Annotated in this window: 6 protein-coding genes; 3 read left to right on the top strand and 3 right to left on the bottom strand. The window is 58.0% G+C overall.

Annotation, left to right across the window (positions count from 1 at the left end; translation table 11 throughout):
• Nucleotides 1-1374: RHS repeat-associated core domain-containing protein (locus BFP99_RS33840; protein ID WP_256098246.1), on the top strand; the 1374-nt coding region annotated here is incomplete at its 5' end.
• Complete coding sequence (locus BFP99_RS32515; RefSeq protein ID WP_083221270.1) at nt 1371-1691, top strand: contact-dependent growth inhibition system immunity protein; 321 nt, start codon at nt 1371-1373, stop codon at nt 1689-1691. The genes BFP99_RS33840 and BFP99_RS32515, both read left to right, overlap by 4 nt.
• Before the next feature lie 126 nt (nt 1692-1817).
• Here BFP99_RS32515 and BFP99_RS28885 read toward each other — a convergent pair whose 3' ends face one another.
• The 3 genes from BFP99_RS28885 to BFP99_RS28895 form a co-directional block, all read right to left on the bottom strand.
• A complete protein-coding gene (locus BFP99_RS28885) occupies nt 1818-3047 on the bottom strand; it encodes a M20/M25/M40 family metallo-hydrolase (protein ID WP_065948788.1) in 1230 nt (409 codons plus the stop codon).
• 46 nt (nt 3048-3093) lie between these two features.
• The gene (locus tag BFP99_RS28890; RefSeq protein ID WP_065948789.1) at nt 3094-4152 is read right to left on the bottom strand and encodes a diguanylate cyclase; all 1059 of its coding nucleotides are present in this window, start codon (nt 4150-4152) and stop codon (nt 3094-3096) included.
• 85 nt (nt 4153-4237) lie between these two features.
• Nucleotides 4238-4870 (bottom strand): LysE family translocator, encoded by a 633-nt coding sequence (locus tag BFP99_RS28895; protein ID WP_065923925.1) that lies wholly within the window; start codon nt 4868-4870, stop codon nt 4238-4240.
• 124 nt (nt 4871-4994) lie between these two features.
• On the opposite strand from BFP99_RS28895, the gene BFP99_RS28900 reads away from it, so the two are divergent.
• The coding region (locus BFP99_RS28900) for a winged helix-turn-helix domain-containing protein (RefSeq protein ID WP_141690842.1) at nt 4995-5266 on the top strand (272 nt) is incomplete at its 3' end.

Here is a 5266-nt window from a genome sequence, read left to right on the forward strand (position 1 = left end):
CAACTCCTCAGCCACTACCACTACGACGACCAACACCGCCTGCACGCCCACGCAATCACCCAGCAACAGGACCACCTCTACCAACGCCAATACGACTACGACAAAACCGGCAACCTCACCCGCCTGCTCGACACGCGCAAAGGCGAACACCACTACCACTACGACCCACTAGGCCGCCTCACCCGCGCCGACCACTCCCAAGACCTGCAGGAACGCTTCGGCCACACCCCGGCCGGCACCCTGCTGATGCAAGACCGCCCCGGCCCCGATATCGTTGCCGGCAACCGCCTGATGATCCAGGGCGACCGCCACTACGACTATGACGCCTTCGGCAACCTCATCCGCGAGCGGCGTGGCAAAGGCCATCAACTCGTTACCGAATACCGTTACGACTGCCAGCATCGGCTGATAGGCATCACCCAACCCAACGGCCAAACCGCCAGCTACCGCTACGACCCGTTTGGGCGGCGCATCAGCAAAACCGTGGACGGCCTAACGACGGAGTTTTTCTGGCAAGGCGACAGGCTGATTGCCGAGCACCATGCGGATAGCCATCGCAGCTATCTCTATGAACCCGACAGCTTTCGTCCACTGGCCCTGTTGGAAGGCTTCGGCCCAATAGATACCAAGCCCTATCACTACCAACTCGACCACCTCGGCACGCCGCAAGAACTCACCTCTCCAGACGGCGACATCGTCTGGTCCGCCCACTACCGCGCCTACGGCCAGATCAGCCGACTCGACAAAGGCACAATCGACAACCCGCTACGTTTCCAGGGCCAGTACTTTGATCAGGAAAGCGGGCTGCACTACAACCGCCATCGCTACTACAATCCGGATATTGGGTGTTACCTGATGCCTGATCCGGTGAAGCTGGCGGGTGGGATCAACGCCTATCAGTACGTGCCCAATCCGACGGGGTGGGTGGATCCGTTAGGGTTAAGCTGTAAGATTGGAAATTGCCCGGATTCAAAAAACGATTTAACAAAAAAATCACCTCCTGGAGTATTAACTACTCACGAGAAGGCTGGAGGACACCTGATTGAAAAACATGTCGGTCGAACAGACGAACAGTTAGCGGCAAGATTTGAATCAGAACCGCACATCCCAGCCTCATCTACCTTCAAAACTCTAGAAGAGGCTGAGGCTATAGTGTCCAAAAGCTTGACTGCACACCAGCAAGAAATAACTACATTTTTAAGTGGAAACAAGGAAAAACTCCTAATTAAAGGCAGCTCAAGTCAACCCGTAGGGGTAAGCATCCTAAATGGAGCAAAAAAATCCGTACCTGTTTATAAGTTCCTATTAGTCATAAAACGAGCTCCTAAAATGCCAGATGGCTATCTATTGCTAACAGGATACCCAGAAAAATGAATGAACCATTAACAGAGCTACAACACTTTTTTGGTGCTTACTTTAATCAGGATTGGGCGGAAGATCATTCATCGGCCGATGATGTCATCGATACATTTCTACTGGACTCGCCTAGAGAAATAATCATGACAGTAAAACAGGAAATTTTAGAGCTGATAAATTCGTATACCAATGAGCCAGATCTTCAAGAAAATTTACTGCATATACAGCATTGCTATTACTACTATCCATACCAATGGGCCTCAGGCCCGTTATGGCTAAATCACATAGTTCGAAAGTTTGATGAATATCTACAAAAAAACCAATACTCAACTTAAAAAGCAGCCGTATAACGATCTTTGCTATTAATATTTTGGCCTGCTGCGCAGTCCACGCAGGGCAAGCCTGCTCACCACAAGGAATGAAGGCTCAGCCAAATTGAATAGGTGAGCCTCCCAGCCTGATCAGCGTTTACTCAGTTCCATAATCATCCGACTCAGCAAGTAGATCCGCGGTGCAACACTCTCCACCTCCGCATACTCCTGCGGCGTATGAATATTCCCCCCTACAATCCCAAACCCATCCAACGTCGGCGTCCCCACCCCGGCGGACAAACTGGCATCCGCCGCCCCGCCGCTGCCTTCAATGGTCAACTTTTTACCCAACTCCCCATAGATCCCCTGGGCAATCGCCACCAGCTTGTCCGACTCCGGCGTCTGCGGCATGGGCGGCAGGCCGCGTTTGAGGGTGGTGGTCACTTCGGTTTCCGGGATCAGCTTGTTGGCGGAGACCCGCACCAGGTCCTTCTCGATCCGGTCGAACTCTTCCGGCAATGCCGCGCGTACGTCGGCCTTGGCGGTGGCTTGGTCGGGGATGACGTTGGTGCGGTCGCCCGCCTTGATGACGGTGAAGTTGATGGTGGTTTTCTTCTCTTCATCACCCAGCTTGCCCAACTGCAGGATCTGATGCGCGGCTTCCATGGCGGCGTTGCGCCCCAGCTCCGGGGCCACGCCGGCGTGGGCAGCTTTGCCTTTGACTTCGACCACGGCGGTGGCACTGCCTTTGCGCCACACCACCAGGCCGTCGGCTGGGCGGCCGGGTTCCAGGTTCAGCGTGACGTCGTGGGCCTTGGCGGTGTTGCGGATCAGTTCAGAGGCGATGTCGGAACCGGTTTCTTCGCTGGCATCGAGCAGGAAGGTAATCTGTGCATAGTCCTTGAAGCCCTGGTTTTTCAGGACTTTGAGTGCGTAGATACCGGCGACGATGCCGCCCTTGTCATCCATCACCCCGGGACCATAGGCGCGGCCGTCCTTGATGTGAAACGGCCGTTCGGCCGCCGAGCCTTCCTTGAACACGGTGTCCATGTGGGCCATCAGCAGGATTTTGGCCTTGCCGTTGCCCTTGAGGGTGGCGATCACATGGCTGCTGTTGGCGGCGGCATCCGGCACCCGTTCAATGGTGAAGCCCAGCTGTTTGAGTTCATCGACGGCGATGTCACTCACCTGGGTCAGGCCTGGCCCGTAGCCGGAACCCGAATCGATATTCACCAGGCGCTCCAGCAGTTTCAGGGCCGGGGCCTTGTACTGTTCGGCGTCCGCCTGGATCTGCCGGTGGGGTTCGGCGCTGTAGGCCGGGAGTGCGAAGGACAAGGCCAGCGCGGCGGCCAGGAGAGTACGCGGGAAGGTGAAGGGCATGAACCGGTCCTTGTTTTTTGTTGGGGTGCCGCCTCACCCTACCCCACTAGACCGACCGCAACCAAGCGCCGTGCACCGAACTGACCCGGTTGCGCCCGCTGCTCTTGGCTTCATACAGCGCCAGGTCTGCGTCGTTGAGCCACGTGGTGGAATCGGCGTGCCCCGGTTGATACGGCGCCAGGCCGATACTCAAGCTGGCGCGCAATGAAGGGTTCTGGGCGTACGCCAACGCGTTGAAGCGATCGCGCAAGGCATCCATCACTTCCGTGGCACGGTTGAGCGGCATGCCCGGTAGGATCACGCAGAATTCATCGCCGCCGTAGCGCCCGGCCAGGTCGGTGGCGCGCAGGTTCTGGCGCAGCACTTTACTGAGTTGGCGCAGCACGATGTCGCCGGTGACGTGGCCATAGGTGTCGTTGATAAGCTTGAAATGGTCGATGTCGATCAACGCAATCGCGGCCCCTTGCTGTTCGCGGCGGCAACGTTGGAACTCGATCTCCAGATGGTCTTTCCAGGCGCCATGGTTGAGCAGGCCGGTCAGGCTGTCGGTGCGACTCAGCGCCAGCAATTCGCGTTTGTGCCGGGCCAGGGTCACCGCCTGGCGGTAACAGATCCAACCCAGCGCCAGCGGGTACAGCATCAGAATCGGCAGGCAGGCATAGAGCTGGACCGGGGTGGTCGTGGCGATAAAGGCCGGCGTGAATATCAACAGCGACGTGCCGATGCCCAGCGCCTGCGCCGCCCACCCCGCCAGCATGAAGCGCGGACCGCCGATGGCGACGTTGTTCATGGTCATCATCGACAGGGTCGTCACACCGGGCAGCGGGTTGAAATGCATGGCCGCGACCCAGAAACCGCCGCAAAACGAATCGAACAGCAAATTGCGCCGCTCACTGCGCAGCGTATGGGTAGCACGCAACGAGCGCTGAAAGGCCACGACCGGCCAGACAAATGCATTGATCACCATCCAGGCCCACACCCATGGCGCCGGATCCAGCGGATACATGCCAAACACTACGCACACAAAACCGAGCGTCAGCCCTAAGGTGCGGGATTTATACAAACGGGTAGCGAGCGGAAATCCTTTTCCTCCGACGGCAGGCATGGAGGGCTGTAATCCTGGATGAATGCCCGGAGTCTATCAGGGCGCCAGCAATTCGCCACTACTGCTCATTCCCCATCCAAACCATTCAGTGGGGAAAACCGCGGGCCAGCATCAACGCCACACCCAGCAACAGCACCGCAGTAATCCGCTGCAACAGCACACGGCGCCTGGGGTTTTCCAGCACGTGCTTGATGCGTTGGCCGAAGTAGCAATACAGGCAACCGCTGGCAAATTGCAGCACCAGGAAGGTCGCCCCGAGGATGGCGATATCCACCGCCGAACGTTGCTCCCCTGCCCCGGCGAACTGTGGGAATACAGCGCTGAACATGATGAGGGTCTTGGGGTTGGAGAACCCGGTCAGCAAACCCTTGCCGAACAAGCGGCGTGCGCCCTCTACTCCAGCGGCCTTATCCATGGCGACACCGCTGCTGGTCCATTGTTTGTAGGCCAGGTAAAGGATGTAGACCACGCCGATTATCTGGATGCTCTGGGTGATGGCGAGATTGCCCTTGATCAGTGCCGAAAAGCCCACGGCAAAGATCAGGATCGAAATCAGGTACGACACGCTGGCGCCGAATTGGGCCGGCAGCGAACTGCGCAGGCCGTCCTTTAAGCCCAAGCTCAACAGCAGCAGGGTCATGGGGCCGGGGCTGAAGGTCATGGTGGCGCAAAACAGCAGGAAGTAGAGAAACGAAGAGAGCGTCAATGCGCTGGTCATGGCCTTGGACCCAGGGTGAGAAGGCCTGCAGTGTAGGCAAGCGCCGTTGCACAAGGCAGGTAAAGTCAGGCCTAATTCGGCCAAACTTCACCGGTAAAAGCACCGGCAAACACAAGGACAGTTTATGTTTGTATCCGCCATCGCGTTCGTGGACGGCACACCCAAGGTGCAGCAGATCGTCGAGGCGTTCAGCCAGCGCATCGAGAGCGGCGAATGGGCGCCCGGCAGCAAGTTGCCGTCGGTGCGGGAGTTGACCCAGACCCTGGGCGTCAGCAAGTTCACCCTCAACGAAGCCCTGGACCGCCTGCGCGGGCGCAACCTGCTGACCTCCAGGCAGGGGCGTGGCTACTTCGTAGCGATGGACAGCGCGCGCCCGGCGTCGGTGGCGTGGGTCGA

Origin of the sequence: Pseudomonas sp. 1 R 17, assembly GCF_900067035.1 — a bacterium.
Taxonomy (GTDB): domain Bacteria; phylum Pseudomonadota; class Gammaproteobacteria; order Pseudomonadales; family Pseudomonadaceae; genus Aquipseudomonas; species Aquipseudomonas marginalis.

What these genes read in the sequence shown, in the direction of transcription:
- BFP99_RS32515 (WP_083221270.1), top strand. Translation starts at nt 1,371, where the DNA reads ATGAATGAACCATTAACAGAGCTACAACACTTTTTTGGTGCTTACTTT.
- BFP99_RS28885 (WP_065948788.1), bottom strand. Translation starts at nt 3,047, where the DNA reads ATGCCCTTCACCTTCCCGCGTACTCTCCTGGCCGCCGCGCTGGCCTTG.
- BFP99_RS28890 (WP_065948789.1), bottom strand. Translation starts at nt 4,152, where the DNA reads ATGCCTGCCGTCGGAGGAAAAGGATTTCCGCTCGCTACCCGTTTGTAT.
- BFP99_RS28895 (WP_065923925.1), bottom strand. Translation starts at nt 4,870, where the DNA reads ATGACCAGCGCATTGACGCTCTCTTCGTTTCTCTACTTCCTGCTGTTT.